The sequence below is a fragment of the Sphingomonas sp. DBB INV C78 genome (assembly GCF_042693015.1).
Lineage (GTDB): Bacteria > Pseudomonadota > Alphaproteobacteria > Sphingomonadales > Sphingomonadaceae > Sphingomonas_E.
On record NZ_CP170544.1, the window covers coordinates 2,176,099 to 2,201,060 of the forward strand.

The following is a 24,962-nucleotide window of genomic DNA, read 5'->3' on the forward strand; positions in this document are numbered from 1 at the left end:
CGGGCAGGCAGCCTATTTGGTGACGATGACATATTCGCCGTCGCCGACCATTTCGGTGGCGCCGCGGGTCAATTCGTCGGCAAGATCGGGATCGCCGCGGGACAGTAGCTTCTTGCGATTGAGCAGGCGATGCTTCTCCGCCTCGATCTGCGCCAGCTCCACCTTCGCCTTGTCGAGCTGCTTGCGATATTCGCCGCGGGCCAGGAGGCCGTTCGCCCCCAGCACCGCGTAACCGGCGAACATCAGCATCACCAGCACCGCGAGAGTGGGAGCTGCCGCGGACGCCAACAGACGGAAAGGGGAACGCTTGCGATTCACCCGAATCAAGAATCACTAACGCGCCGCTAAGGCAAGCTGAATCGGCGGAGTCGTGCGGTTTTTGCCTATTCGTGCCCCGGAAGACTCATTCGGGCAGGGCGAGATGGGCGTCGAGGAAATCGAGAAAGGCGCGAACGCGGAGTGCGAGCCGATCATGGCCGACATAGAGCGCGTGGATATCCTCGCCATCGCCGGGGTTGAAGGGCGCCAATATCTCGACGAGACGACCTTCGGCGAGATCCGTTGTCACGTGGAAACGTCCAAGCCGGGCAATACCCCCGCCGGCGGCCGCCATCTGCCGCACCACCTCGCCCGAATTGCCGAAGAAGGCCGCCTCCACCGGGCGCTGGATCACCCGCCCGCCGACCCGAAACGGCCAGCCGTCGATCGAGCGGCGGAAGCTGAACTGCAGGCAGGTGTGGCCATCGAGATCCTTGGGGTGAAGCGGCTCGCCGCGGCGGGCGAGATAATCTGGGCTGGCAACGACTGCCATCAGGCTGCGGCCGAGCTTCTTGGCGCGCAGCCGGGTGTCGCGGAGCGGGCCGATGCGGATGGCGATGTCGGCGCGCTCCTCGACCAGATCGACCAGCGTGTCGGACAGAGCGAGATCGAGCGTCACCGCTGGGTGCGCCTCCAGAAAACGGGGCAGGATCGGCAGTAGCCAATGCACGCCGAACGGCACCGAGGCGTTGACGCGCAGCGGCCCGCGCGGCTCCTGCCGGTCGCGGCCGAGGCTGCGTTCCACCTCGTCAATCTCGCCGATCAGGCCGGCGACCCGGCGCCGATAGACCTCGCCTTCGGACGTGAGCGCCAACGCCCGCGTCGTCCGGCTGATCAGCAAGACGCCAAGCCGCGCCTCCAGCCGGGCGATGCTGCGGCTGACGGCGGACGGGGTGAGGCGAAGTTGCTTGGCGGCGGCTGCGAAGCTGCCGCCCTCCGCCACCGCCAGGAAGGTTTCCATCTCGCCGATGCGGTTGTCCATGCGGCCATCCATGATTTCAATGCACTTCTATTGTGCATTATCGCTATCTAATCATCAATCACGCGCTCCCCTATTTTCCGGTCGAACCAGAGCGGAGTGAGCGACATGGATCTTCAACTCAAAGGCAAGACGGCCCTCGTCACCGGATCGACCGCCGGTATCGGCCTCGCCATTGCCGAACGACTGGCGGCCGAAGGCGCCGAGGCGATCATCACCGGCCGATCGCAGGACAAACTGGACGCGGCCGCCGAGCAGGTCGCCAGGGTGGGCAAGGTCCGCGCGATCCTGGCCGACCCGGCGACCGCCGAGGGTGCGGCCCGGTTGATCGACGCGGTTCCCGACGTCGACATCCTGATCAACAATCTCGGCATCTATGAAGCCCGGCCCTTCACCGAGATCAGCGACGAGGATTGGCATCGCCTGTTCGAGGTGAACGTGGTGAGCGGCGCGCGGCTCGCCCGCCATTATTTCCCGCGGATGCTGACGAAGAACTGGGGGCGCATCATCTTCATCGCCAGCGAGAGCGGGCTCGTCATCCCCAGCGAGATGATCCATTACGGCATGACCAAGACCGCCCAGCTCTCCATCGCCCGCGGCCTGGCGGAGCAGACCCGCGGCACGGGCGTCACGGTCAATTCGGTGTTGCCGGGGCCGACGCGATCCGAGGGGATCGGCGATTTCATCCGGTCGGTAATCGACAACAAGGATGCGCCGGCGGCCGAGCAGGAGGCGGAGTTCTTCGCGAAAATGCGGCCGCTGTCACTGATCCGCCGATTGATCGAAGCGGATGAGATCGCGGCAACGGTGGCGTTTGTCGCAAGCCCGCTGGCGGCCGCCACCAACGGGGCCGCCATCCGGGCCGAGGGCGGCATGGTGCCGACCATCGCCTGACAGCAGATGAAAGGGCCGGTGTCCGCACCGGCCCTTCCCGAAACAAGGTCAGGCGCGGAAGATTTCGCGGCCTGCGTAACGCGAAACGAAGCCCAGTTCCTCCTCGATGCGGAGGAGCTGGTTATATTTCGCCAGCCGGTCCGACCGGGCCATCGAGCCGGTCTTGATCTGGCCGCAGTTGGTGGCGACGGCGAGGTCGGCGATGGTCGCGTCCTCGGTCTCGCCCGAACGGTGCGACATGACGGCGGTGTAGCCTGCGCGCTGCGCGGTCGAGACCGCTTCCAGCGTTTCGGACAAGGTGCCGATCTGGTTGACCTTCACCAGCAGCGAGTTGGCGAGGCCATCCTTGATGCCTTGGCGGAGTCGCGCGGAGTTGGTGACGAACAGATCGTCGCCGACGAGCTGGACCTTGGAACCGATCTTGTCGGTCAGGATCTTCCAGCCTTCGAAATCATCCTCGCCCATGCCGTCCTCGATCGACTTGATCGGGTAGCGGGCGCAGAGATCCGCGAGATAATCGGCCATTTCGGCGGGCGAGCGCTTCACGCCTTCGCCGTGGAAATCATAAACGCCGTTCTTGAAGAATTCGGTCGCCGCGCAATCGAGCGCGAGGACGACATCGTCGCCCGGCGTGTAACCGGCCTTTTCGATCGACGACATGATGAAGTCGAGCGCGTCGGGAGCCGAGGCGAGGTTCGGGGCGAAACCGCCCTCGTCACCCACGGCCGTCGCGAGACCCTTGTCGTGGAGCGCCTTCTTCAGCGTGTGGAAGATTTCCGACCCGCAGCGCAGCGCTTCGGCGAAGCTTTCCGCGCCGACCGGCATGATCATGAATTCCTGGAAGTCGATCGGATTGTCGGCATGGGCGCCGCCATTGATGATGTTCATCATCGGCACCGGCAGCACACGGGCGGCGGTGCCGCCGACATAGCGATAGAGCGGCAGGCTGCGCGCATCGGCCGCGGCCTTGGCGACCGCGAGGCTGACGCCGAGAATCGCGTTGGCGCCGAGGCGGCCCTTGTTGGGCGTGCCATCGAGATCGATCATCACCGCGTCGATCTCTTCCTGATCTTCCGCTTCGAGGCCGACGACGGCTTCGGCGATGTCGCCATTCACGGCTTCCACCGCGGCGGTGACGCCCTTGCCCATCCAGCGCGCCTTGTCGCCATCACGCTTTTCGACGGCTTCATGCGCGCCGGTCGACGCGCCCGAAGGCACGGCGGCGCGGCCGAAGCTGCCATCCTCCAGCGTCACGTCTACTTCGACGGTGGGGTTGCCCCGGCTATCGATGATCTGCCGGGCGTGGACGTCGATGATCGCGGTCATTTCGGGATCGCACCTTTTTCTGGACGCTGGATGAGGCGCGCTCTATCCGGGAGGGGAGCGATAGGCAACGCTTCGCCGCCGGAACCTTGCTTTTGCGGGATTTTCAGCGGAACATCCGCACGGGGGCGAATGTTGAAGTAGCGACTTGGGAACGCTTGCGACGGAGACGCACATGGCCACGACCCCGGACGACCTGACCGCCAACAATGACGCGACCGGCCCGAGCGCCGCGGACATCGACATCAACCCGACCGGTGCAAAGGCGCGGGCGGCCTTTGCGGAAACGCACCCCTCCGTCGAAGCCGAGGAGAATCCGACCGGCTCCAAGGCCCGCGCCGCCTTCGCGGCCGCGCGCGAGCAGGTGAGCGGTGTGACGGGCCAGGCCACCGACAAGGCGCGCGACTATGCCGCGCTCGGCAAGGACAAGGCGGCCGAGGGACTCGACAGCGTGACGCGGCTGTTCGACGATGCCGCAACCACGATCGATGACAAGGTCGGTGCCCAATATGGCGATTATGCCCGCAAGGCCGCGTCCGCCATTTCGGGTGTAGCCACGTCGCTGCGCGGCAAGGATGTCGATCAACTGCTGGAAGATGCCCGCGGCGTCGTCCGCAAGAGCCCGGCGCTGGCGGTCGGTGCGGCCGTCGCAGTGGGCTTCGTGCTCGCGCGGCTCGTTCGCGCCGGCAACGACGGCGGCGACAAGTCCGCCTGAGCGCATCGATGGCGGGGGCTGAACAGGAAGATGTGCCGCTGGGCGAGTTGTTCGATCAGCTCGTCCAGGAGGGTAAGGACGTCGCGCGTGCCGAAGTCGATGTCTATCGCCGCAAGGCGGTCGGCCGCCTCATGGCGGCGCGGCTCGGGCTGGCGCTGATTCTGGGCGGCGTGCTGATCGCCTTCGCGGCGGCAAGCGCGATCCTGGTCGGGCTGGCGATCGGCCTCGCCAAATATATCGGCCCCGTCGGTGGCGGTCTGGCGGCGGGCGCGATCGGCCTGCTGATCGCCGCATTGCTGGTGAAGCTGGGCGCAAATCGCTTGTCCCCGGCGTCCGACACTAAGGAAATGATATCGTGAGTGCCGACCCCGCCGAAATCGCAATCGCCCGCGCCAATGCCGACGCCGCGCGCGCGCGCCTCATGGGCACGCTGGGCCAGATCCAGTCCCGCCTCGCCCCGCGCAACCTGGCCGAAGATGCGTGGGAGAAGGTGCGCGATCATGGCGGTGAGCTGGCCGGCAAGGCGTTGCAGGGCGCCAAGGAGAAGCCGGTCCGCACCGCAGCGATTATCGGCGCGGTCGCCTTGTTCTTCGCCCGCAAGCCGATCATCCGCGGGGTTACTAACCTGCTGAACGGCGACGGCGATGAAACCGACTGAGCCGAGGACGGTTCTGCCGAAGACCGACCCAATCGTCCCGGCTTCGCGGCCGGCGAACCGAGGAGATTGAAGATGACCAGCGTCAGGGACAGCGCCGAACGCGCGGGCACCTATGCCAGCGAGAAGCTCAACGAAGCCAAGACGCAGCTTCGCGAACGGACCGAAGCGACGCGGGTCGCTGCTTCGGAAGCCTTGCAGACTGCGCGCGGCAAGGCGGCCGAGGCGAAATCGGCGACGGCCGAGGGTATCGAGAATAATCCGGTGACAGCGCTGGTGGCCGGCATCGCCGTCGGTGCCGTCATTGGCGCGCTACTGCCGCGCAGCGAGCGTGAGAAGGCGGCGCTGGCTCCCATCGGCGGCAAGCTCAACGAGGCCGCGCATACCGCGATCGCTGCGGCCAAGGCGGCGGGCCAGGAGAAACTGGACGAGCTGGGCATCAACAAGGACGCCGCGTCCAAACAGGTGAGCAAGCTGATGCAAGCCGTCACCAAGACGGCCGGCGCCGCCGGCACCGCCGCGGTCGGCACCGTCAAGACCCGCTGACATTCAACCGCGGTTCACCGCGCGCCTGAGAAAAGCGCGGCAACCGAGATGGAGCCTTTCCGAATGAGTTTTGCGCGTATTCCGTTCACCGCCGCTGCGCTTGCACTGGCGACGATCGCCGCACCGGTCGCATTTACTGCGCCGGCTTCTGCCGCGATCAACAATCAGGACCCGACCCAGTTCGTCACCGGCTTCACGCAAGAAGGCCTGGGCGCGCTGCGCGGCGGCAATCCGACCGCGGCCAAGGCGAAGTTCCGCACGATGCTGGCCCAGCATGTCGCCGTCGACCAGATTGGCGACCGGCTGATCCGCCGCTGGAAACCGACGCTGAAGCCCGAGCAGGTTGCCGCCTACAAGGCCGCGCTGCCCAATTACATCATCGGCGTCTATGCCGATCGCCTGTTCGAATATGCCAATGCCGATGTGAAGATCATCCGCACCCAGCCCGCCGCCAATGGCGCGGCCGTGGTGTCGACGGTCACCAAGAAGGGCCAGGCGCCGATCAATGCGATCTGGGCCGTGGTGAATACTCCGCAGGGCTACAAGGTCAGCAACCTGACGGTGGCCGGCATCAACCTGACGCTGACCCAGGCGGCGGATTTCGACGCCTATATCCAGCGCAACGGCTTCGACAAGCTGGTCGCGTTCATGAAGTCCAAGGGCTGAGCCCTCTCCCCTGATTGTTGCGGTGCGGTGTCCATGCTAGTGGGCGCCAAACCCACAATCAGGGACATTTTCATGAGCAAGATTCACCTCGTCTTCGGGGGCCGGGTGAAAGACCCGCGCACGCTGGAATTCGAAGACCTCAGCAAGATCGACGTCGTCGGCTTCTTCGAAGACTATAAGAGCGCCGAGAATGCCTGGCGCGGCGCCGCGCAGCGCACCGTCGACGATGCGGAGATGAAATATGTGGTGGTGCATCTCCACCGCCTGCTCGAGCCGGAACTCGACGCACCGGCGGCCTGATCAGCCCCGCCCCAGCCGGTAGCCGACCCCGGGCTCGTTGATGATGAGCCGGGGTCGCGCCGGGTCCGCTTCCAGCTTCTGGCGGATATTGCGCACGACGATCCGCAGATAATCGACGCGATCGGCCTGCGCCGGGCCCCACACCGCCTTCAATAGCTGGCCATGGCTGATGACGCGGTCCGGCCGCGCCGCGAGTTCCGCCAGCACACCATATTCCTTGGGCGACAGGTGGATTTCCTCCGTCCCCCGCATCACCCGCCGATGTTCGAGATCGATCGCGACGTCACCGATCTCTACCCGGCCCGCCTCTACCCGGCCGGCAAGCCTGTGGCGGAGCGCGGTGCGGATGCGGGCAAGCAGTTCATCGGTGTCGAAGGGCTTGGTGACATAATCATCGGCACCGAGATCGAGTGCCGTCACCTTCTCTTCCGTGGATTCGCGCGCCGAGACGACCAGCAGGGTCGCCTGCGATCGGGCGCGGATCGGCTGGATCAGTTCCAGCCCGTCGCGATCCGGCAGGCCGAGATCGAGGAGCACGACATCGGGCTTCTCGATATCGAGCAACGACAGCCCTTCCCGTGCGGTCGCCGCCTCCGCCACCTGATGCCCGCCGCGTTGAAGGGCGGCCCGCAGCAGGCGGCGGATCGCGGCGTCGTCCTCGACGACCAGCACCTTGCTCATCGCTGTCATGCGAACGGAATTAGGGCTTCGCCGCCGCCGCGTCGAGCGCCCGGTTGAGCAGCAGGACATTGACCCGCGGCTCACCGAGGATGCCGATCAGCGGGGTTTCGACATGGGCATCGACCAGCTTGCGGACCGTCTCTGCCGAAAGCCCGCGCGCTGCGGCGACGCGGGCGACCTGATAATAAGCCGCTTCGGGCGTGACATGGGGATCGAGCCCCGAGCCGGAAGTCGTCACCAGATCGGCCGGAACCGGCTTGCCGGGCGCGGTGGCGCCGAGTTTTTCGACATCGGCTTTCACGCGATCGACCAGCACCTGCGACGTCGGGCCGAGGTTGGAGCCGGCTGACGCCTTGGCATCATAGCCCGCGCCTGCCGCGGAGGGACGCGGATGGAAATAGCGGTCGGAGGTGAAGGCCTGCGCGAGCAGCGCCGATCCGACCACCTTGTCCCCGTCGCGGATCAGGCTGCCATTGGCCTGCGCGGGAAACAGGGTCTGACCGATGCCGGTGAGCGCGAGCGGATAGATGATGCCCAGCAACAATGCGAACAGCAGCGTCATAACGATCGCGGGACGCATGGCGGAGATAAGATCCTTGCCCATGACTTGATCCTTCAGGCGAGGTGGAGGGTGGTGACGGCGAAGTCGATCAGCTTGATGCCGATGAACGGCGCGACCAGGCCGCCAAGGCCGTAGACGCCGAGGTTGCGGGCGAGCAGCGGCCCTGCCCCCATCGGCTTGTAGGTGACGCCCTTCAGCGCCAGCGGCACCAGCAGCGGGATGATCAGCGCGTTGAAGATGATCGCGGACAGGATCGCGCTTTCCGGCGTCTTCAGGCCCATCAGGTTGAGCACGCCGAGCCCCGGATAGAGCGCCACGAACATGGCCGGGATGATCGCGAAATATTTGGCGACATCGTTCGCCACCGAGAAGGTCGTGAGCGCACCGCGCGTCATCAGCAACTGCTTGCCGAGGCCGACGACCTCGATCAGCTTGGTCGGATCGCTATCGAGATCGACCATGTTGCCGGCTTCGCGCGCGGCCTGGGTGCCGGTGTTCATGGCGACGCCGACATCGGCCTGGGCGAGCGCGGGTGCATCGTTGGTGCCGTCGCCGCACATCGCGATCAGGCGGCCGCCTTGCTGCTCCTTGCGGATCAGCGCTAGCTTGTCCTCCGGCGTGGCTTGCGCCAGAAAATCGTCCACGCCCGCCTCGGCCGCGATCGCCGCCGCGGTCAGCGGATTGTCGCCGGTGATCATCACCGTGCGGATGCCCATGCGGCGCAGTTCGGAGAAGCGTTCGCGCACGCCCGCCTTGACGATATCCTTGAGGTGGACCGCGCCGAGCAGCCGGCCGTCGCGGACTACGGCAAGCGGGGTGCCGCCGCTCCGCGCGATCTCGTCGGTCGCGCGGCGGAGTTCCGCTGCGGCGGGCGTGTCGCCAAGACCGGGATAGGCGCGCAGCACCGAATCCACCGCACCCTTCAGGATCACCGCGCCTTCGGCCTTGATGCCCGACACGCGGGTCTGGGCCGTGAAGGGGATCGCCTCTGAACCCGCCGGCAGCGACGCCGACACGCCATGCTTCTCCCGGCCAAGCAGCACGATGGAGCGGCCCTCGGGGGTTTCGTCGGCAAGGCTCGCCAGCACGGCGGCTTCGGCCAGCGCCGCCTCGGCAATGCCGCCCACCGCGCGGAAGGCGGTGGCCTGGCGATCGCCGATCGTGATCGTGCCGGTCTTGTCGAGCAGCAGCACGTCCACGTCGCCCGCCGCCTCGACGGCGCGGCCCGACTTGGCGAGCACGTTGAAGCGGACGAGGCGGTCCATGCCGGCGATGCCGATCGCCGACAGCAGGGCCGCGATGGTCGTCGGGATGAGGGTGATGAGCAAAGCCGCCAGGATCGCGACCGGGATGCTGCCGCCCGCATAGGATGCAAAGCCGGGGATGGTGCCGACCGCGATCAGGAAAATGATGGTGAGGCCGACGAGCAGGATCGTAAGCGCGATCTCGTTGGGCGTCTTCTGCCGCTCGGCCCCTTCCACCAGCGCAATCATGCGATCAAGGAAGCCCTGCCCCGGCTCGACGGTGACGCGCACCTTGATCTGGTCCGAAATGACGCGCGTGCCGGCGGTGACAGCAGAACGGTCGCCGCCCGCCTCGCGGATCACCGGCGCGCTTTCGCCGGTGATGGCGGCTTCGTTGACGCTCGCCACGCCCTCGATCACCTCGCCATCGGCGGGGATGAGGTCGCCGGTTTCGATCAGAACGATCTCGTCCTTCTCAAGCTGGCTGGCGGGGACGATCTCATAGGTGTCGCCGACGCCAAGCAGGCGCTTGGCCTTGAGTTCGGCCTTAGTGGCGCGGAGCGATGCCGCCTGGGCACGCCCCCTGCCCTCGGCCAGCGCCTCTGCAAAGGTGCCGAACAGCACGGTCAGCCACAGCCAGATGACGAGTTGGAGCTGGAAGCCGGTCGAAAGCCGCTCGTCCCCCAGCGCCAGCAGCACCGTAAGGAGCGTCGCCACGACGGCGGTGGTGAACATCACCGGGTTGCGGATGAGCTGCCGCGGATCGAGCTTACGGAAGGCATCGCCGACCGCAGGCAATACGAGACTTGCGGAAAAGATCGAAGTCGGTGTCGCAGTCATGGGACGTGTCCAATCAGAAGAGCTGGCCGCGGATCATCGCGAGATGATCGGCGACAGGGCCGAGCGCGAGGCTGGGCAGGAAGGTGAGACCGCCGAGGATCAGGATGATGCCGACAAGCAGGCCGACCCAGAGCGCACCGGTGGTGGGGAAGGAACCCGCCCCCGCCGGATGCGACTTCTTGCCGGCCAGGCTGCCGGCAATCGCCAGCATCGGCACGATCACGAAGAAGCGGCCGAGCCACATCGCCACCCCCAGCAGGCCGTTGTAGAAGGGCGTGCCGGCCGTGAGCCCGGCGAAGGCCGAACCGTTGTTTGCGGTCGCCGACGTGTAGGCATAGAGGATCTCGGAGAAGCCGTGCGGCCCCTTGTTGAGCGGCCCCGCGAGCCCTGCGGGCAGCACCGCCGACAAGGCCGTCAGCCCGAGAATGCAGAGCGGCAGGATGGCGATGGCGAGCACCGCCAGCTTCACTTCGCGGCTCTCGATCTTCTTGCCGACATATTCCGGCGTGCGGCCGACCATCAGCCCGGCGACGAACACCGCCAGGATGGCGAACAGCAGGAAACCGTAGATGCCCGCGCCAACGCCGCCGATGACAACTTCGCCCAACTGCATGTTGAACAACGGAATCATGCCACCCAGCGCGGTGAAGCTGTCATGCATGGCATTGACGGCACCGCAGGACGCGGCGGTTGTGACGACCGAAAAAAGGGCGGAGGCGGCGATGCCGAACCGGACTTCCTTGCCTTCCATATTGCCGCCGGCAACGCCGAGGCCTTGAAGGATGGGATTGCCCGCCGCCTCCTGCCAGTACGTGACGGCCGTGCCCAGGAGGAACAAAAACAGCATGGCCGTCAGGATCGCCCAACCCTGCCGCGTGTCGCCCACCGCCTTGCCGAAGCACCAGGTGAGGCCCACGCCGATCGCGAAGATCGAAAGCATCTGGAACAGGTTGGAAAGCGCATCCGGATTTTCGAACGGATGCGCGCTATTCGCATTGAAGAAGCCACCACCATTGGTGCCGAGCATCTTGATGGCCTCCTGGCTGGCGACCGGGCCGAGCGCGATCTTCTGCTGCACGCCTTCGAGCGTGGTGGCGACGACCGTCTGGTCGAGCGTCTGGGGGACGCCCGCGAAGATCAGATAGGTCGCGAAGACGACGCAGATCGGCAGCAGCAGATAGAGCGTCACGCGCGTCATATCCGCCCAGAAATTGCCGACGCCCTTCGCCTGTTTACGGGCAAAGCCGCGGAACAAAGCGAAGGCGAGCGCGATGCCGGTGGCCGCCGACAGGAAGTTATGGATGGTCAACCCCAGCATCTGGCTGAGGTTCGACATCGCCGCTTCGCCCGAATACCATTGCCAGTTGGTGTTGCTGGCGAAGCTGATCGCAGTGTTGAACGCGCCGTCCGCGCCGATCCCCGCCATACCGTCCGGGTTTAGCGGCAGGAATGCCTGCAGCCGCAGGATGGCATAAGTGAACAGCAATAGCGCCACGTTGAAGGCGATCATGTGGACGGCGTAGCGCCGCCAGCCCTGATCGACATTCGGGTCGATGCCGGACAGGCGGTAGAAGCCGGTTTCGACCGGCCCGAGAATGCGGTGGAGCGGCGTGCGGCGGCCCTCGTAGAGGGCGAAAAGCCACAGCCCCATCGGCTTGGCGATCGCGACGAGGATCGCGACGAAGCCGAGGATCAAAATCCAGCCCTGAATGGTCATGGACGTTCCGATCAGAAGCGTTCGGGCCGGACGAGCACGGCCACGAGGTAGATGAGCAGGCCCGCGGCGGTGATCGCGGCGAGCAGGAGATCGAGCGCCATGATGTCAGGCCACGTCGCAGAGGCGGACATAGGCAAAAGTCGCGGCAACCAGCCCGCCGAGCGCTGCCAGCCAGATCAGATCGGACATGAAACCATCCTCCAGTTTCGGACGATCTTTCGCCCGGAGGATGGCGCAGATAGGCGCGGCAGCCGTTTAGCTTCGATAGTGAAGCGCGGGGCCGGCATTAGAATTCCATTAAGTTCGGGGTGGCTGATCGACTCCACCTTCTCGGTGGCGTAATCCGCGATCCGTGTCGAGCAAGCCGCTGGAACCCCTGCGTCCTTCCCCGGACGCGCTGCTGCGCACCGCCGCGCGCGAGGGTCGCGGGCGGCTGAAGATATTCCTTGGCGCAGCACCCGGCGTCGGCAAGACATTCGAGATGCTGCGCGAGGGCGCCGAGCGGCTCGCCAAGGGCAAGGACGTCGTCGTCGCGGTGGTCGAGACGCATGGCCGCGCCGAAACGCAGACATTGCTCACCCCCTTCGAAATCGTCCCCCGTCGCCCGACGGTCCATCCCGGTCACATGGAGATGGACCTGGACGCGGTGATCGCGCGGCATCCGGCGCTGGCGCTGGTCGACGAGCTTGCCCACACCAATGCCGACGGCAGCCGCCACCCGAAGCGCTGGCAGGACGTGATGGAGCTGCTGGGCGCCGGGATCGACGTCTATACGACGATCAACGTCCAGCATGTCGAAAGCCTCAACGATGTGGTGGCGAGCTTCACCCGCGTCCGCGTGCGCGAAACCGTGCCCGACAGCGTGTTCGACGATGCCGAGATCGAGATCGTCGACCTGCCGCCCGACGAGCTGATCCAGCGGCTGGAAGAGGGCAAGGTCTATGTGCCCGAGGAAGCGACGCGCGCACTTTCCCACTTCTTCTCCAAGTCCAACCTGTCGGCGCTGCGCGAAATGGCGTTGCGCCGCGCCGCGCTCAGCGTCGACAAGCAGATGCTCGAGCATCTCGACGCCAGCGCCATGCCCGGCACCTTCGCGGGTGGTGACCGTGTGCTGGTGGCGGTGAGCGAACTGCCCGGCGCGGAGGCGCTGGTGCGATCCGCCAAGCGGCTGGCCGATGCGCTGCGCAGCCCGTGGACGGCCGTCCACATCGAGACGCCACGTACCGAAAGCTTCGACGAAGCCCAGAAGCACCGCGTTGCCGATACCCTCGCGCTCGCCGCCAGCCTGGGCGCGACGATTGCGACAGTGCCGGCGGAAAGCGTGCTGGCCGGCCTGCTCGCCCAGATCGCCGGGATGCGGGCCACCCAGGTCGTGATCGGCAAATCGCAGCGAAGCTGGTGGTTTGAGCTCCGCCACGGATCGGTCGTCGAGGCGCTGCTGAAGGATAGCGAGGGGCTGGCGATCCACGTCATCCCTGCCGACCGGGCCGATACCATGAAGGCGCCGCGCGTGCGGCCCACGGCGTCGCGCTGGGGAACGCCGCAAGCCTGGACGACGATCCTGGCGCTTGTCGCCGCTGCCACCCTGCTCGCGCATCTCGTTCTGCCGCTCACCGGGCCGGGCGCGATCGATCTGGTCTATCTGCTGCCGGTGATGGCGGCCGCGGTGCGATTCGGCCTGCGGCTGGGGCTCATCACCGGCCTCATCTCCGCCTTGGCCTTCAACTTCTTCTTCCTGCCGCCGCTCCACACCTTCACCATCGCCGATCCGCAGAGCGTGGTGACCGTGGTGGTGCTGATCGGCGTCGCCGCCTTTGCCAGCCAGCTTGCCGGCCAGCTGCGATCGCGCGCGTCGATCGGCGTGCGCAGCGCGCGGGAAAATGCCGCCGTCGCGGGTTTCGCACAGACCTTGGCGCGTGTGTCGGACGGACGGACGACGGCGCAGGTGGTGTGCGAGGAAGCGGCGCTGTTGCTCGACGTGCAGGCCATAGTGCTCGGTGAGCAGGACGGAAGGCTCGTCATCAAGGCATCGCAGCCCGAGCTGGACCATCTTGGGCCGGTCGACATGGCGGCGGCCGAATGGGCATGGAGCCGGGGCGAGCCAGCCGGCAGCGGCACCGCTACGCTCAATGCCGCCGACTGGCAGTTCCACCCGCTCAAGACCGCGCTTGGCGTGCTCGCGGTCCTGGGCCTCGCACGCGAGGACGGGCGTGACCCGGTTTCCTCCGATCGGGCGGTGCTGCTGTCCACGCTGGTCGGCCAGGCCGCGCTTGCCCATGAGCGGCTGCGGCTGGAAGGCGAGATGCGCGAGCTTTCGGTGCTGAAGGAGCGCGACCGGCTGCGCGCTGCCTTGCTCTCGTCAATCGGCCACGATCTTCGCACGCCGCTGACATCGGTGATGGCAGCAGTGGAGACGCTGGCCGTCGATCATCCCCAGTCCGGGGCCGTCGAAGTCGCCCGCGCCGAGACCCAGCGGCTGAAGCGCTTCCTCGACAATCTGATAGACATGGTGCGGATCGACAGCGACGCGCTGGACATCGCGCCCGAGCCGATCGACCTGACCGACGCCGTGGGATCGGCCGTGCATGATGCACGCGAGCAGCTCCGCAACCACCGGATCGACCTCAGCGTGCCACCCAACCTGCCGCTGGTCCGCGCCGACCCGCGGCTGCTGCATCACATATTGATCAACCTGCTGGTCAACGCCGCCCAGCATGGCGGCACCGGCGAAACCATCCGCATCGAGGGACGCCGCACGCCCGATGCCGTGGATCTGAGCGTGCTCGACGAAGGGCCGGGCCTGCCGCCGGGCATGGAGACATTGATCTTCGAGACCTTTGCGCAAGGGCGCGGCAGCGATCGGCAGGGCGGGAGCGGGCTCGGCCTCGCCATCGTCAAGGGCTTCGCCACGGCGATGGGTATCCATGTCGCCGCTGCCAATCGGCCGAGCGGCGGCGCGATGTTCACCTTATCCTTCGGCGGCGATCTGGTCGTTCCGGCGACCGCCGGTGAGGACGCGGAACTACCCTGAAATCAGCGCATGGCGAGTTGTTCGCCCTTGGCCTTTCTGCGCGAGACCCACTGCACGGGGCGATCGTCGAAGCTGGCGCGGACGAAGCATTCGCCGCCCTTGGCGCGGACACGTTCGCACAGGTCGACCGCCGCGGCGCGCGTCGCGAAACCGGCGAGGCTGAGGCGATAGACGGTGCCGGTGTGCTGCAGATCGAAAGTGCCGGTCGACGGCACATAATCCTCGATCATCTGGACGCGGGCAGCGATGCGATTCCACGCGGTCTCGACGCGCGAAGCGGTGCTGTAGGCGCCGAGCTGGACGACGAAGCCGCCCTTGGCGCGCTGCTGGACGACGGACGCGGGCTTCCGGACGGGCACCACATAAGCGACCTTGATCGGCGAACGCGGCGCGGCGATCAGCGTGGGCACGGGCGTTACGCCATGGTTGGTCGCAACGGCGGCTTGCAACAGCGGTTGCGCGTTGGTCGGCGTCGGCTCGGGCGCGACATATTCGGGAACCGCGGCGGTTTCTATGGGTGCAGGCGGAGCGGCCTCGGCCAACGCGACGGGCTCGATCACCGGCTCGGGCGCCACAACCGGGGCGGCGGTCGCCTCGGGCTGCGGCTGCGGCTCGGCTTGAGCGAGTGCAACAGGCTCAGCAGCCGGCGCGGTCGGCGCCAGCGCGAGGGCGACCGGCATACCGGCATCGAGACCCGGACGGACACCGAGCAGGCTCGCCACCTGATCCCAGCGCTGGCGCGGCTTGGCGAACATCGCCCATTCGAGCATGCGCCGGCTGATCTGATCGGCCGGCAGATCCTGCGCGGCGATCGAACGCGCCTCGCCCCAGCGGCCGGCCATCGCATAGGCAAGGCCGAGATTCTGGCGGGCCTTGGCACCGGCGCCGGGCGCCCGCGCTGCCGATTCGAGGATAGTGACGCCACGATCGACCTCACCGGCCAGCGCATAAGCCAGACCGCGATCGGCCTCGGCTACCTTGCCTTCCAGTCCGTCGAGCACCTGCTGCGCTGCGCCACCGCGGCCCATCGCGATCTCGGTAAGTGCAAGGCTGAGGCCGACATGCGGCTGTTCCGAATGCAGCGCGAGCGCATCGCTGAACGCCGCCTGCGCCGAAGCGAAGCGACCATGGATCAGATAGGCCTGGCCGAGCATCGCCCGATAGCCCGCGTCGCGCGGCGCCAGCGACACCGCCTTTTCGGCTTCGACGATGGCGACATCTGCCTTGCGCTCGTTGATCGCCGCCATCGCCTTCGACGCCGCCTTGGCCGCATCCCGCGACGAGGACGGCGCGGACGAGGACAAGGATGCCGGGCGCGATCCGGCCGGCTTGCAACCGACCGTGACGAGGGCGAGGCAGGCGGCGGAAACGGTGAGCTTCAGCAGGACGTCGGTCTTCATCATGCTTTCCTTGCGCTGGTCAGGCGTGGCCGTTGGGCAGGCTCGAAGCGAGCGCATCCAGGCCGGGGATATCGTCGAGATAGGCGTCGAGCGCGTTGATCAGCAGCCGCTGCGCCGAACGGTGGCCCATGGCGCAGGCGAGGCGCAAACGGAGATGCCGTTCCGCATCGAGCCGCAGCGTGAACGCCGCCTTGGAACGCGCCGGCTGGGCCGCAACCTGCTGGCGAACCTTCGGTGCTGCCGCCTTGCGACGGGCCTTGGGCTTGGCAGGCGTAGCGACGACGGCCGGCGCTGCTTCCGCAACCGACTCGACACTGAACTCCTGCTCGATCTCCTGCTGCTGGCGCAGCACCGCGGGCAGCGGCGTTTCGGCAGGGGTCTCCGCTTCGGAAGCGCCGAGCGGCGTCAGATAGGAAGCCGGCGCGATATTGGCGGTCGCGATATTGTCGGCGTCATGATCTTCATAGGAACCCATGTCGTTCCAGCCCAGATCATCCTGATTCGGGCTAAGCAGGGCATGACCCTGGGGCCGCATCGCTGGGCGGGCAAAACCCTTGCGCGCGAGCAGGCTGGAGGTGAGCGACGCGAAGGGGCGCGGTTCGTTCATTGTTGCGCTCCTCAATGCTGGACGACGCGGCGGCCGAAGCCACCGCTCGCCGACCGCGCACCGGAGGTGCCGGCGATCTGGCCCGGTGCCGCGAAGACGGTGCGGCGGAAATTCTTTTCGAGGCGATCGGAGACGTAGCTCCACAGCGCCTCGACTTCGGCGGCCGACTTGCTCTTGGGATCGACCTCCATCACCGTCCGGCCGTCGATCATCGAGGCGGCGAAATCGGTGCGGTGATGCAGCGTCACCGGGGCGACGGTGCCATGCTGCGAGAGCGCGACAGCCGCTTCGTAGGTGATCTTCGCTTTGGGGGTGGCGCCATTGACGACGAACAGCAGCGGTTTTCCAGCGCGATCGCACAGATCGACCGTGGCGCCGACGGCGCGCAGATCGTGCGGGCTCGGCCGGGTCGGGATGACGATCAGCTCGGCGACCTGGATCACGCTCTGGATCGCCACGGTGATGGCGGGCGGCGTATCGATCACGGCCAGGCGGAAACCCTGCTGGCGCAGCATTTCAAGATCGGCGGCGAGCCGCGCGACCGTCGTCTGCGCATAAGCCGGCATGTCGTCCTGCCGCTCGTTCCACCAATCGGATAGCGATCCTTGCGGGTCGATGTCGATCAACACCACCGGCCCCGCACCGGCGCGCTGGGCCTGGACGGCCAGATGGCCCGAAAGCGTGGTCTTCCCCGACCCGCCCTTCTGCGATGCCAACGCCAAAACGCGCATAACCATTCCCCGATAGTCCTTGCTATCGTTCCGAATGCCACCGCCCGGCCTAAGAAGTGGTTAATCTCGCGACGTCACCGCATGACGCCATTCCATCTTCGACAACGGTTCGTTAACCATATTCGCCGAAGGGGGCGCGTTGGGCGCGCGAAACGGGAAGCATGGGCAAATTGGGGACAATCCGGATCGGGACCGTGGTGATGACGGTGGCGCTGGTTTCAGCGACCGCCTTGATGTCGGCGCCGCCGGCCCAACCGTCCTCGTCGCCCACCCCCAAAGCCGATCTGAAGGCGGCCGTCGCTGCATGGCAGGCGGGCGATGATGCGCAGGCCGTGGCGATCTGGCGCCCGCTGGCAGATGCCGGCAACGCCGACGCACAATATAATCTCGGGCAAGCCTATCGGCTCGGCCGCGGCGTCAAGAAGGACGCGAAAGCGTCCCGCGAATGGTATCGCAAGGCAGCGGAGCAGGATCACCCCCAGGCGCAGGCCAATTACGGCCTGCTGCTGTTCGGTGACGGCGATCGCACCGGCGCGATGCCGTGGCTGAACAAGGCTGCCGACTATGGCGATGCCCGTGCCCAGTTCGTGGTCGGCACCATGCTGTTCAACGGCAATCCGCCGCCGCGCGATTGGGTGCGCGCTTATGCCCTGATGACGCGTGCGGCCGCATCGGGCCTTCCGCCGGCCGTCTCCAGCCTCGCCGAAATGGACCGCTACATCCCGCTCGACCAACGCATGCAGGGCCAGGCGCTCGCGCGTGAAATGGCGCGCGGCTCGGCGACCACCAAGCCGACAACACCGCCACCCGCGAAGCCGGCCGTTGCTTCGGCTCCACCCGCTGCGGCTAAGGCACCGCCGCCACAGATGAAGACGAGCGTCGGCGGCGGCTGGCGCATTCAGCTCGGCGCGCTGGCGGACAATGACCATGCCGAAGCCTTGTGGCGCCAGCTCAAGGCGGAAGATGCGGGGCTGTCCGATCTGCAGCATCATCTGGTGCCGGCCGGCGCGGTGGTGCGGCTGCAAGCCGGGCCGTTCGCCAGCAGTGCCGCGGCCGAGCAGGCCTGCGCCCGGATCAAGGCAAAGGGCCACGCCTGCTTCCCGCGCCGCGCGCCCTGATTGCATAGGCGTGATTTCGGCAGCTTAACGGTTCTTCCACCGCCGAATCGATATGCCCGCCGTCCAGGAGGGGCAGGCATGGCGGTTCACGGCGATTTCACCCGCAGACTAACCATGGCATCGCCATGGCGGCGGCGGCGGATGTGCATCCTCGTCAGCGACGCCCCCTCGCCCGCGGCCTTGCGCGACATTTCCGCCGCTGGCGCCTTCGTCGAGACGGTAGCGCGACCCGCGCTCGGGACCGCGGTCGAGTTGCGACATCCCGAGGCTGGATCGATTCGCGCGCATGTCGCCGGGCTATCCGGTGACGGTGTCGCCTTGTCCTTCGATCGCGGCTGCGCGGCCGTGGCCTTTGCGCTGACCGCGATCGGCGCGGATATGAGCCGGCGGGGTTAGCCGTTTTGCGTCATGCCAGCGCAGGCTGGCATCTCGTGCGGCATACGGGCCCGCATAACCGCCTGAGATGCCAGCCTGCGCTGGCATGACGAGAATTAGGCTACCCAATCTTTGCGGGCATACCCTTGCGCGTAAAGAAGCGCGGTCAGATCGCCGCGGTCGATCCGCGCGCCAGCCGCGGCGGCCGTCTTCGGCTTCGCGTGATAGGCAACGCCCAGTCCCGCTGCCTGGATCATCGGGATATCGTTCGCGCCGTCGCCCACCGCCAGCGTTTCGGACAGGTCGATCCCCAGCGCTTCCGCCTCGGCGATCAGCGTCTCGCGCTTGGTGGCTGCCCCGACGATCGGGCGCGCGACCGTGCCGGTCAGCTTGCCGCCATGGATTCCCAAGGTGTTGGAGAGTGCCCGATCGAAACCGATATCGGCCGCAACCCGATCGGCGAACACGGTGAACCCGCCCGATACGAGCACGGAGCGCGCGCCATGGGCCTTCATCGTCTGGATGAGCGTGCGGGCACCGGACATCAGCACCACCCGCTCGGCATGGCAGCGGTCGATCGCCCCGGCGTCGAGATCCTTGAGCAATGCCACCCGCGCATCGAGCGCCGCCTCGAAATCCAGCTCGCCACGCATGGCGCGTTCGGTGACTTCGGCGATCTCTGCCTTGATGCCGGCATAATCGGCCAGTTCGTCGATGCATTCGATTGTAATCATCGTCGAATCCATGTCGGCGACGAGCAGTTTCTTGGCGCGACCGGCTTCCGGCTGGACGACGACATCGGCCATCGGCTCGAGCACCGCGCGGGCCGCCGCGGGATCGCCGGCGAAGGCGATATCGAGCGCATAGCCCTCGTCGATCCACCGCCCGACAACAGGTGCGCAGCCTGCATCGGCCAGCGCCAGCCGCGCGCGATCGGAAATTTCGGGCGCCAGGCTGCCGTCCGTTGCTATCAGGGTGGCGATGAACACGAAGGACTCCTCGAAGATGCAGGCGGTGGCGCTCATCGCAGGGCCGACGGCCAGCGGCAAGTCGGCATTGGCACTGGCGCTGGCGGAAAAGACCGGCGGCGTGGTCATCAACGCCGATGCGAGCCAGGTCTATCGCGATCTGCGCCTGCTTTCGGCAAGGCCTTTGGCGGAAGAGGAAGCGCGCGCGCCGCACCGCCTGTTCGGCCATATCGACGGCGCGGAAAGCTGTTCGGCAGCGCGCTGGGCCGATGAGGCCAAGGCCGAGATCGCCACGACACACGCGTCCGGCCGGCTGCCGATCCTGGTTGGCGGCACCGGCCTTTATATCCGCACGCTGATCGACGGCATTGCCCCGGTGCCCGACATCGATCCTGCCGTCCGCGCCGTCGTCCGCGCGCTGCCGGTGGCGGAAGCGCACGCTGCGCTTGCGGAGGAAGACCCTGAAGCAGCAGCGCGGCTCAACCCCGCCGATACGACCCGCGTCGCCCGCGCGCTGGAGGTGGTGCGGTCGACCGGCCGCCCCCTCTCGCAATGGCAGGAATTGCGCGAGGGCGGGATCGGCCAAGCCGTCCGCATCGTCCCCGCCATCCTGCTTCCGCCGCGCGACTGGCTGCGGACGCGGTGCGACCGCCGCTTCGAAGCGATGCTCGATGAAGGTGCGATCGCCGAGGTGGAGGCGCTGATCGCTCGCAGGCTCGATCCCGGCCTGCCGGTGATGCGGGCGATCGGCGTGCCTGAGATCGCGGAATTCCTGGGCGAGCGACTCGATCGTGAAACCATGGTCGACCGCGCCACCGCGGCGACAAGACAGTATGCCAAGCGCCAATATACCTGGTTCCGGCAGCAACCGCCCGCGCAATGGATGCGCATCGAAGCGCAACTCGATAACGACATCATCAGCAATTTAGTAATAAAATTACGTGACGAGGCGTTGACAAGATAGTTTCTTGCCTTTAGCAGCACCCTTCCCGTGGCGCTTGTGCGCTGCGACAAAGGCGATGCTTCAAGCGGGGGCGGATATGGACTATCCGCCCCCGCATGCATGAGTGATTGAAAGGACGACGTGATGGCTGCCGAACGCTCCGGCGCGGACATATTGATCGAGGCGCTGACCGATCTCGGCGTCGAGGTCGTGTTCGGTTATCCGGGCGGAGCCGTGCTTCCCATTTACGATGCAATCTTCAAACAGAAGAAGATTCGCCACGTCCTCGTCCGCCAGGAAGGCGGAGCAGCGCATGCGGCGGAGGGCTATGCCCGATCGACCGGCAAGCCCGGTGTCGTGCTCGTCACCTCGGGCCCCGGCGCCACCAATGCCGTCACGGGCATTGTCGATGCGCTGATGGATTCGATCCCGATGATCGTCATCACCGGCCAGGTTCCGACCGCGCTGATCGGCACCGATGCCTTCCAGGAATGCGATACCGTCGGCATCACGCGCCACTGCACCAAGCATAATTATCTGGTGAAGGACCCCGCCAAGCTGGGCGATATCGTCCATGAGGCGTTCCACATCGCCACGTCCGGCCGCCCCGGCCCCGTCGTGATCGATCTGCCCAAGGACGTCCAGGTCGCGACCGCGCCCTATCGCAAGCCCGGCACCGCGGCGCTGCCGCACAAGGGCTATCGCCCGCAGGTGAAGGCCGAGCCGACGCTGATCGAGGCGGCGGTCGAGATGCTGGCGGCGGCCGAGCGGCCGATCCTCTACACCGGTGGCGGCATCATCAATTCGGGCCCGGCGGCCAGCCAGATCCTGCGTGAACTGGCCCGCGTCACCGGCGCGCCCGTTACCTCGACCCTGATGGGTCTTGGCGCCTTCCCGGCATCCAGCCCGCAATGGCTGGGGATGCTGGGAATGCACGGCACCTATGAAGCCAATTATGCGATGAACGAGGCCGATCTGATCGTCGCCCTGGGCGCGCGCTTCGATGATCGCGTGACCGGGCGGCTCGACGCTTTCTCGCCAAAATCGAAGAAGATACACGTCGATATCGATCGTTCGTCGATCAACAAGATCGTCCGTGCGGACCTTGGCATCGTCGGCGATGTCGGCCGCGCGATGGAGGACATGGTCAAGCTGTGGAAGGCGCGCCAGCACCAGCCGCAGGATCTGAAGCCGTGGTTCGCCAGGATCGATCAGTGGCGGGCGAAGAAGAGCCTCGCTTATCCGGAATCGAAGAAGGAGATCATGCCCCAGCACGCCATCCGGCGGCTGTGGGAGGCGACGCACGCGAAGAACCCGATCATCACCACCGAGGTCGGCCAGCACCAGATGTGGGCCGCCCAGCACTTCGATTTCGAAGGGCCGAACAAGTGGTTGACGTCGGGCGGTCTCGGCACGATGGGCTATGGCCTGCCCGCCGCGATCGGTGCGCAGATCGGCAACCCCAACGCGCTGGTGATCGATATCGCCGGCGAAGCATCGATCATGATGAACATCCAGGAGATGTCGACGGCGACGCAATATCGCCTGCCGGTGAAGATCTTCATCCTGAACAACGAATATATGGGGATGGTTCGCCAGTGGCAGGATCTGACCTATGGCGGCCGCTATTCGGAAAGCTATTCCGAGGCGCTGCCCGATTTCGTCAAGCTGGCGGAAGCCTATGGCTGGACCGGGCTGCGGATCGAGGACGTCGCCGATCTCGACTCCGGGATCGAAGCGATGATCTCGACCCCTGGCCCGGTGATGGTCGATTGCCGCGTCGCCAAGCTCGCCAACTGCTTCCCGATGATCCCGTCGGGGGCCGCCCATACCGAGATGATCCTGCAGGCCAACGAGGTATCGGGCGAAATGGACGACGAGGCCAAGGCGCTGGTGTAGCCAAAGGCGGAACCAGCGCCGCAGCTCCAGCGAAGGCTGGGGCCTCGCTCCGCAAACCGTACCCTTGTTGCACGAGATCCCAGCCTGCGCTGGGATGACGAGAGAAGAGACGAATGCACATCAAGGAAGAAGTCGTCGAGCGCCACACGCTCTCCGTCATCGTCGACAACGAGGCGGGTATCCTTGCGCGGATCGCGGGGATGTTCTCGTCGCGTGGCTACAATATCCAGAGCCTCACCGTCGCGGATGTGACCGAGGACGAGACGATCAGCCGCATCACCATCGTGACCGCGGGATCGCCGGAGGTGATCGACCAGATCATCTCGCAGCTCGATCGCCTGGTGAACGTCCACAAGGTGACCGACCTCACCGCGCTCGGCCCCCATGTCGAGCGCGAGTTGGCGCTGGTGAAGGTGAAAGGCACGGGCGACCATCGCATAGAGGCGCTGCGCCTGGCCGAGGTTTATCGTGCCCGCGTGGTCGACGCGACGATCAGCAGCTTTGTGTTCGAGGTGACCGGCGGATCGGAGAAGATCGACAAGTTCCTCGAACTGATGCGCGAAGTCGGCCTGATCGAGGTCGCCCGCACCGGCGTCGCCGCCATCGCGCGGGGCACGGAACCGGCTTGAATCACGAACACGTCACCCCAGCGAAAGCTGGGGTCTCCTGCGGCCAGGGAAGCACCTCAACCGCACGAGATGCCAGCCTACGCTGGCATGACGAATTGACGGAAGGAAAATGAAGACATGCGCGTTTATTATGATCGTGATGCCGACATCGGCCTCATCAAGACCAAGAAGGTCGCCATCGTCGGCTATGGCAGCCAGGGCCATGCCCACGCCCAGAACCTGCGCGATTCGGGCGTGACCGAAGTCGCGATCGCGCTGCGCCCCGGTTCGGCCACGGCGAAGAAGGCCGAGGAGGCCGGCTTCAAGGTGCTGAGCAATGCCGATGCCGCCAAGTGGGCAGACATCGTCATGATCCTCGCGCCCGACGAGCATCAGGCCGCGATCTATGAGAACGACCTCAAGGACAATCTGAAGCAGGGTGCGGCGCTGGCCTTCGCCCACGGCCTGAACGTCCATTTCGGTCTGATCGAGCCGCGCGCCGATCTCGACGTGTTCATGATCGCGCCGAAGGGGCCGGGCCACACCGTCCGTTCCGAATATCAGCGCGGCGGCGGCGTGCCCTGCCTGATCGCGATCGCGCAGGATGCCAGCGGCAACGCGCATGACGTCGCCCTCTCCTACGCCTCGGCGATCGGCGGCGGCCGTTCGGGCGTGATCGAGACAAACTTCAAGGAAGAGTGCGAGACCGATCTGTTCGGCGAGCAGGCCGTGCTCTGCGGCGGCATCACCCATCTGATCCAGGCGGGTTTCGAAACGCTGGTCGAAGCCGGCTATGCGCCGGAAATGGCCTATTTCGAATGCCTCCACGAAACCAAGCTGATCGTCGATCTGCTGTATGAAGGCGGCATCGCCAACATGCGCTATTCGATCAGCAACACCGCCGAATATGGCGACATCACGACCGGCCCGCGGATCATCACCGATGAGACCAAGGCCGAAATGAAGCGCGTGCTGGCCGACATCCAGCAGGGCCGTTTCGTCAAGAACTTCATCCTCGACAATCGCGCCGGCCAGCCGGAGCTGAAGGCCAGCCGCAAGCTCGCCGCCGAACACCCGATCGAAAAGGTCGGTTCGGAACTGCGCGCGATGATGCCGTGGATTGCCAAGAACAAGCTGGTCGACAAGGCCAAGAACTAAGGGAGTGTGGGGGTCAGGCTTGCCTGGCCCCCTCCGCCACCGGCGGGCCAAAGCGGCCAAGCCAGCGATCCAGCAGGATCAGCCCCGCGCACAGCAGCGCGAATATCAGCAGCAGCACGACGACGCCGATCGCCACGCGGCCATAGCCCAGCGTCGCCGCATTGAGCACCGGATAGGGATATTCCCCCACCATTGCCCCGCGCCCGATGGCGTAGAGGACATAAGCCAGCGGCCAGGCGACCATCGCCGGCACTTGAGCCAGCCGCGTCTGCCCGTGCGGTGCGAACAGCAGCCAGGATATGAGATAGAGGCTGGGCGTCGCATAATGCAGCAGATGGCTCGCCACTCGCCACCATCCCGTGAGCGCCAGCGTCGGTGCCAGCGCGAAATGGAAATAGACCATCACGAACAGCATCAGCGCGGCCATGGCCGTGCGCACCGCCGGGCCGCGCAGGCGCGCCAAAGCGGGTGCCTCGCTCGCGACCGCCAGATGGACGAGTGCGAGCACGCTGTTGCTGAGGATGGTCATGAAGCTGAAATAGAAAGTCAGCGCGCCAGTGACCGTATCGCCCTTGGCCAGCCGTTCGGGGATCGTCAGCGATCCCTGCAGCGTCACCGCATAGAGGCCGACGGCGAAGCCGATCCAGGCGAAGAGTCTCCCGGTCCGGCCCATCGCCTTGCCCT

The 24,962-nt window shown here is 66.2% G+C and carries 27 protein-coding genes; 14 read left to right on the plus strand and 13 right to left on the minus strand.

Going from position 1 to position 24,962, the window contains the following annotated elements:
* Nucleotides 1-12: 12 nt before the first annotated feature.
* Complete coding sequence (locus ACFB49_RS10405) at nucleotides 13-243, minus strand: septum formation initiator family protein (RefSeq protein ID WP_380879148.1); 231 nt, start codon at nucleotides 241-243, stop codon at nucleotides 13-15.
* A gap of 160 nt (nucleotides 244-403) precedes the next feature.
* A complete protein-coding gene (locus ACFB49_RS10410; protein ID WP_380879150.1) occupies nucleotides 404-1,300 on the minus strand; it encodes a LysR family transcriptional regulator in 897 nt (298 codons plus the stop codon).
* 105 nt (nucleotides 1,301-1,405) lie between these two features.
* Between ACFB49_RS10410 and ACFB49_RS10415 the strand changes: the two genes are divergently transcribed.
* A complete protein-coding gene (locus ACFB49_RS10415; RefSeq protein WP_380879152.1) occupies nucleotides 1,406-2,191 on the plus strand; it encodes an SDR family NAD(P)-dependent oxidoreductase in 786 nt (261 codons plus the stop codon).
* A gap of 48 nt (nucleotides 2,192-2,239) precedes the next feature.
* Here ACFB49_RS10415 and eno read toward each other — a convergent pair whose 3' ends face one another.
* Nucleotides 2,240-3,517 carry a phosphopyruvate hydratase gene (gene eno / locus ACFB49_RS10420; protein ID WP_380879154.1) on the minus strand — a complete coding sequence of 426 codons (1,278 nt, stop codon included), beginning with the start codon at nucleotides 3,515-3,517 and terminating at the stop codon, nucleotides 2,240-2,242.
* Nucleotides 3,518-3,689: 172 nt separating this feature from the next.
* Here eno and ACFB49_RS10425 point away from each other — a divergent pair, with 172 nt between their 5' ends.
* The 6 genes from ACFB49_RS10425 (at nucleotide 3,690) to ACFB49_RS10450 (ending at nucleotide 6,396) form a co-directional block, all read left to right on the plus strand.
* Nucleotides 3,690-4,229: a hypothetical protein gene (locus tag ACFB49_RS10425; protein ID WP_380879156.1), complete on the plus strand. Its 540-nt coding sequence runs from the start codon at nucleotides 3,690-3,692 to the stop codon at nucleotides 4,227-4,229.
* An 8-nt stretch (nucleotides 4,230-4,237) separates the two neighbouring features.
* Nucleotides 4,238-4,588, plus strand: coding sequence for a hypothetical protein (locus tag ACFB49_RS10430; RefSeq protein ID WP_380879158.1), 351 nt, complete (start codon nucleotides 4,238-4,240; stop codon nucleotides 4,586-4,588).
* Nucleotides 4,585-4,887, plus strand: a complete 303-nt coding sequence (locus tag ACFB49_RS10435) for a DUF3618 domain-containing protein (RefSeq protein ID WP_380879160.1) — start codon at nucleotides 4,585-4,587, stop codon at nucleotides 4,885-4,887. The genes ACFB49_RS10430 and ACFB49_RS10435 overlap by 4 nt, the downstream gene beginning before the upstream one ends.
* Nucleotides 4,888-4,959: 72 nt before the next feature.
* Nucleotides 4,960-5,430: a hypothetical protein gene (locus tag ACFB49_RS10440; protein ID WP_380879162.1), complete on the plus strand. Its 471-nt coding sequence runs from the start codon at nucleotides 4,960-4,962 to the stop codon at nucleotides 5,428-5,430.
* Between the two features lie 63 nt (nucleotides 5,431-5,493).
* Nucleotides 5,494-6,096 carry a phospholipid-binding protein MlaC gene (locus tag ACFB49_RS10445; RefSeq protein WP_380879164.1) on the plus strand — a complete coding sequence of 201 codons (603 nt, stop codon included), beginning with the start codon at nucleotides 5,494-5,496 and terminating at the stop codon, nucleotides 6,094-6,096.
* Nucleotides 6,097-6,168: 72 nt separating this feature from the next.
* A complete protein-coding gene (locus tag ACFB49_RS10450; protein ID WP_380879165.1) occupies nucleotides 6,169-6,396 on the plus strand; it encodes a DUF4170 domain-containing protein in 228 nt (75 codons plus the stop codon).
* On the opposite strand, the gene ACFB49_RS10455 is transcribed toward ACFB49_RS10450, so the two are convergent.
* From ACFB49_RS10455 to kdpF, 5 genes are read right to left on the minus strand one after another with little or no spacing between them, the layout of a single operon-like run.
* Entirely contained in the window at nucleotides 6,397-7,086 is a 690-nt protein-coding gene (locus ACFB49_RS10455; RefSeq protein ID WP_380879167.1) for a response regulator, read from the minus strand.
* A gap of 10 nt (nucleotides 7,087-7,096) precedes the next feature.
* Nucleotides 7,097-7,681, minus strand: coding sequence for a potassium-transporting ATPase subunit KdpC (kdpC, locus tag ACFB49_RS10460; protein ID WP_380879169.1), 585 nt, complete (start codon nucleotides 7,679-7,681; stop codon nucleotides 7,097-7,099).
* An 11-nt stretch (nucleotides 7,682-7,692) separates the two neighbouring features.
* Nucleotides 7,693-9,723 (minus strand): potassium-transporting ATPase subunit KdpB, encoded by a 2,031-nt coding sequence (kdpB, locus tag ACFB49_RS10465; protein ID WP_380879171.1) that lies wholly within the window; start codon nucleotides 9,721-9,723, stop codon nucleotides 7,693-7,695.
* A 13-nt stretch (nucleotides 9,724-9,736) separates the two neighbouring features.
* Nucleotides 9,737-11,440: a potassium-transporting ATPase subunit KdpA gene (gene kdpA / locus ACFB49_RS10470; RefSeq protein WP_380879173.1), complete on the minus strand. Its 1,704-nt coding sequence runs from the start codon at nucleotides 11,438-11,440 to the stop codon at nucleotides 9,737-9,739.
* 11 nt (nucleotides 11,441-11,451) lie between these two features.
* Nucleotides 11,452-11,571: a K(+)-transporting ATPase subunit F gene (gene kdpF, locus ACFB49_RS10475; protein ID WP_380879174.1), complete on the minus strand. Its 120-nt coding sequence runs from the start codon at nucleotides 11,569-11,571 to the stop codon at nucleotides 11,452-11,454.
* Between the two features lie 221 nt (nucleotides 11,572-11,792).
* Here kdpF and ACFB49_RS10480 point away from each other — a divergent pair, with 221 nt between their 5' ends.
* Nucleotides 11,793-14,471, plus strand: coding sequence for a DUF4118 domain-containing protein (locus tag ACFB49_RS10480; protein WP_380879176.1), 2,679 nt, complete (start codon nucleotides 11,793-11,795; stop codon nucleotides 14,469-14,471).
* Between the two features lie 2 nt (nucleotides 14,472-14,473).
* On the opposite strand, the gene ACFB49_RS10485 is transcribed toward ACFB49_RS10480, so the two are convergent.
* From ACFB49_RS10485 to ACFB49_RS10495, 3 genes are read right to left on the minus strand one after another with little or no spacing between them, the layout of a single operon-like run.
* Complete coding sequence (locus ACFB49_RS10485) at nucleotides 14,474-15,871, minus strand: SPOR domain-containing protein (RefSeq protein ID WP_380879178.1); 1,398 nt, start codon at nucleotides 15,869-15,871, stop codon at nucleotides 14,474-14,476.
* Nucleotides 15,872-15,890: 19 nt separating this feature from the next.
* Nucleotides 15,891-16,478: a hypothetical protein gene (locus ACFB49_RS10490; protein WP_380879180.1), complete on the minus strand. Its 588-nt coding sequence runs from the start codon at nucleotides 16,476-16,478 to the stop codon at nucleotides 15,891-15,893.
* An 11-nt stretch (nucleotides 16,479-16,489) separates the two neighbouring features.
* Nucleotides 16,490-17,209: an AAA family ATPase gene (locus ACFB49_RS10495; protein ID WP_380879925.1), complete on the minus strand. Its 720-nt coding sequence runs from the start codon at nucleotides 17,207-17,209 to the stop codon at nucleotides 16,490-16,492.
* 161 nt (nucleotides 17,210-17,370) lie between these two features.
* Between ACFB49_RS10495 and ACFB49_RS10500 the strand changes: the two genes are divergently transcribed.
* Together ACFB49_RS10500 and ACFB49_RS10505 are read left to right on the plus strand one after the other, a co-directional pair.
* Nucleotides 17,371-18,327: an SPOR domain-containing protein gene (locus ACFB49_RS10500; protein WP_380879182.1), complete on the plus strand. Its 957-nt coding sequence runs from the start codon at nucleotides 17,371-17,373 to the stop codon at nucleotides 18,325-18,327.
* Nucleotides 18,328-18,405: 78 nt separating this feature from the next.
* Nucleotides 18,406-18,723 (plus strand): hypothetical protein, encoded by a 318-nt coding sequence (locus ACFB49_RS10505; protein WP_380879184.1) that lies wholly within the window; start codon nucleotides 18,406-18,408, stop codon nucleotides 18,721-18,723.
* A gap of 95 nt (nucleotides 18,724-18,818) precedes the next feature.
* On the opposite strand, the gene serB is transcribed toward ACFB49_RS10505, so the two are convergent.
* The gene (gene serB, locus ACFB49_RS10510) at nucleotides 18,819-19,691 is read right to left on the minus strand and encodes a phosphoserine phosphatase SerB (RefSeq protein WP_380879186.1); all 873 of its coding nucleotides are present in this window, start codon (nucleotides 19,689-19,691) and stop codon (nucleotides 18,819-18,821) included.
* On the opposite strand from serB, the gene miaA reads away from it, so the two are divergent.
* The 4 genes from miaA to ilvC all read left to right on the plus strand — a co-directional run bounded on the left by miaA (nucleotide 19,684) and on the right by ilvC (nucleotide 24,278).
* Complete coding sequence (miaA, locus tag ACFB49_RS10515; RefSeq protein WP_380879188.1) at nucleotides 19,684-20,634, plus strand: tRNA (adenosine(37)-N6)-dimethylallyltransferase MiaA; 951 nt, start codon at nucleotides 19,684-19,686, stop codon at nucleotides 20,632-20,634. The genes serB and miaA overlap by 8 nt on opposite strands.
* Nucleotides 20,635-20,757: 123 nt before the next feature.
* The gene (locus ACFB49_RS10520) at nucleotides 20,758-22,512 is read left to right on the plus strand and encodes an acetolactate synthase 3 large subunit (RefSeq protein WP_380879190.1); all 1,755 of its coding nucleotides are present in this window, start codon (nucleotides 20,758-20,760) and stop codon (nucleotides 22,510-22,512) included.
* 113 nt (nucleotides 22,513-22,625) lie between these two features.
* Nucleotides 22,626-23,141 carry an acetolactate synthase small subunit gene (gene ilvN / locus ACFB49_RS10525; protein WP_380879193.1) on the plus strand — a complete coding sequence of 172 codons (516 nt, stop codon included), beginning with the start codon at nucleotides 22,626-22,628 and terminating at the stop codon, nucleotides 23,139-23,141.
* Between the two features lie 117 nt (nucleotides 23,142-23,258).
* Nucleotides 23,259-24,278: a ketol-acid reductoisomerase gene (gene ilvC / locus ACFB49_RS10530; protein ID WP_380879195.1), complete on the plus strand. Its 1,020-nt coding sequence runs from the start codon at nucleotides 23,259-23,261 to the stop codon at nucleotides 24,276-24,278.
* Between the two features lie 13 nt (nucleotides 24,279-24,291).
* Here ilvC and ACFB49_RS10535 read toward each other — a convergent pair whose 3' ends face one another.
* A complete protein-coding gene (locus ACFB49_RS10535) occupies nucleotides 24,292-24,951 on the minus strand; it encodes a Pr6Pr family membrane protein (protein WP_380879197.1) in 660 nt (219 codons plus the stop codon).
* Nucleotides 24,952-24,962: the final 11 nt, after the last annotated feature.

Bases quoted from the DNA above. Each gene is read 5' to 3' on its own strand.
- ACFB49_RS10410 (WP_380879150.1), bottom strand. From the start codon at position 1,300: ATGGACAACCGCATCGGCGAGATGGAAACCTTCCTGGCGGTGGCGGAG.
- ACFB49_RS10405 (WP_380879148.1), bottom strand. From the start codon at position 243: ATGTTCGCCGGTTACGCGGTGCTGGGGGCGAACGGCCTCCTGGCCCGC.
- miaA (WP_380879188.1), top strand. From the start codon at position 19,684: ATGAACACGAAGGACTCCTCGAAGATGCAGGCGGTGGCGCTCATCGCA.
- ACFB49_RS10500 (WP_380879182.1), top strand. From the start codon at position 17,371: ATGGGCAAATTGGGGACAATCCGGATCGGGACCGTGGTGATGACGGTG.
- ilvC (WP_380879195.1), top strand. From the start codon at position 23,259: ATGCGCGTTTATTATGATCGTGATGCCGACATCGGCCTCATCAAGACC.
- ACFB49_RS10445 (WP_380879164.1), top strand. From the start codon at position 5,494: ATGAGTTTTGCGCGTATTCCGTTCACCGCCGCTGCGCTTGCACTGGCG.
- ACFB49_RS10505 (WP_380879184.1), top strand. From the start codon at position 18,406: ATGGCGGTTCACGGCGATTTCACCCGCAGACTAACCATGGCATCGCCA.
- ACFB49_RS10415 (WP_380879152.1), top strand. From the start codon at position 1,406: ATGGATCTTCAACTCAAAGGCAAGACGGCCCTCGTCACCGGATCGACC.
- kdpB (WP_380879171.1), bottom strand. From the start codon at position 9,723: ATGACTGCGACACCGACTTCGATCTTTTCCGCAAGTCTCGTATTGCCT.
- ACFB49_RS10425 (WP_380879156.1), top strand. From the start codon at position 3,690: ATGGCCACGACCCCGGACGACCTGACCGCCAACAATGACGCGACCGGC.
- ACFB49_RS10490 (WP_380879180.1), bottom strand. From the start codon at position 16,478: ATGAACGAACCGCGCCCCTTCGCGTCGCTCACCTCCAGCCTGCTCGCG.
- kdpA (WP_380879173.1), bottom strand. From the start codon at position 11,440: ATGACCATTCAGGGCTGGATTTTGATCCTCGGCTTCGTCGCGATCCTC.
- ACFB49_RS10535 (WP_380879197.1), bottom strand. From the start codon at position 24,951: ATGGGCCGGACCGGGAGACTCTTCGCCTGGATCGGCTTCGCCGTCGGC.
- ACFB49_RS10440 (WP_380879162.1), top strand. From the start codon at position 4,960: ATGACCAGCGTCAGGGACAGCGCCGAACGCGCGGGCACCTATGCCAGC.
- ACFB49_RS10455 (WP_380879167.1), bottom strand. From the start codon at position 7,086: ATGACAGCGATGAGCAAGGTGCTGGTCGTCGAGGACGACGCCGCGATC.
- kdpC (WP_380879169.1), bottom strand. From the start codon at position 7,681: ATGGGCAAGGATCTTATCTCCGCCATGCGTCCCGCGATCGTTATGACG.
- ACFB49_RS10450 (WP_380879165.1), top strand. From the start codon at position 6,169: ATGAGCAAGATTCACCTCGTCTTCGGGGGCCGGGTGAAAGACCCGCGC.
- ACFB49_RS10495 (WP_380879925.1), bottom strand. From the start codon at position 17,209: ATGCGCGTTTTGGCGTTGGCATCGCAGAAGGGCGGGTCGGGGAAGACC.
- ACFB49_RS10520 (WP_380879190.1), top strand. From the start codon at position 20,758: ATGGCTGCCGAACGCTCCGGCGCGGACATATTGATCGAGGCGCTGACC.
- kdpF (WP_380879174.1), bottom strand. From the start codon at position 11,571: ATGTCCGCCTCTGCGACGTGGCCTGACATCATGGCGCTCGATCTCCTG.
- eno (WP_380879154.1), bottom strand. From the start codon at position 3,517: ATGACCGCGATCATCGACGTCCACGCCCGGCAGATCATCGATAGCCGG.
- ACFB49_RS10430 (WP_380879158.1), top strand. From the start codon at position 4,238: ATGGCGGGGGCTGAACAGGAAGATGTGCCGCTGGGCGAGTTGTTCGAT.
- ilvN (WP_380879193.1), top strand. From the start codon at position 22,626: ATGCACATCAAGGAAGAAGTCGTCGAGCGCCACACGCTCTCCGTCATC.
- ACFB49_RS10485 (WP_380879178.1), bottom strand. From the start codon at position 15,871: ATGAAGACCGACGTCCTGCTGAAGCTCACCGTTTCCGCCGCCTGCCTC.